Annotated in this window: 1 protein-coding gene; it reads right to left on the bottom strand. The window is 47.8% G+C overall.

The features are described from left to right. Positions 1-11 precede the first annotated feature (11 nt). On the bottom strand, positions 12-693 hold a 682-nt coding region (locus BCT34_RS16395), incomplete at its 5' end, for a transposase (RefSeq protein WP_198594887.1).

The following is a 693-nucleotide window of genomic DNA, read 5'->3' as shown; positions in this document are numbered from 1 at the left end:
ATAGATCTTCCCTATGCGAGCCCCTCCCCACGCCGGCTTAAAGCCTCATTGATAATGTTTTTTCGACCTACGCCAGCATGGAAAGCCGCAAATCTCATTCGGCCACCGCACAGAATGCATTCAAAAGGATCCACTTTCAAAAAGGACTTTATCATCTGACCATATCGAAGGGCTGGCGTACGCGGTGGATGACTCTCCATGCCCAGAGCCTCACGTACTTTGGATAACTGATTTCCGACCACTCGATTGGCCAAAAAGCCAAAGTAACGGATCATGCGAAAGTGTTTCTCTGGGATGTGCTGGACGAGACGCTTGATCAACTCAAGTTGACTGACTTCCTCTGTTTCATATTTGCCTGTGTGATGGTCGAGATAACGAAATGATAGGTTGGCTTCACCCCGATAATGAGCCAATTTCGCGCCAGCAATCGGCGGACGTTTAAGGTAACGACCTAAGTAGTTTATTGTGGCTTTAGGATGCTGGGTTTTCTTTGCAAAGTGCACATGCCAAAAGCGTTGTCGCTGGGCGTTAATGAAACGTCGAAATTCATCGAAATCACGGCAGTGAGCGTCTGCGTCGTCGATAGTCAGAGATTCATACTCAGATAACAGTAAATCGCAGAGCCCATGTCGCCAGCGTTGTTCAACTTTTTCATGACAATAGGCGAGCGCTTTCCAATCACCATGTGCATTC

Source organism: Vibrio sp. 10N.261.45.E2 (assembly GCF_002875705.1).
Lineage (GTDB): Bacteria > Pseudomonadota > Gammaproteobacteria > Enterobacterales > Vibrionaceae > Vibrio.
Note: the sequence above shows the minus strand (reverse complement) of the source record. Positions and strands in the feature narration are given on the sequence as shown.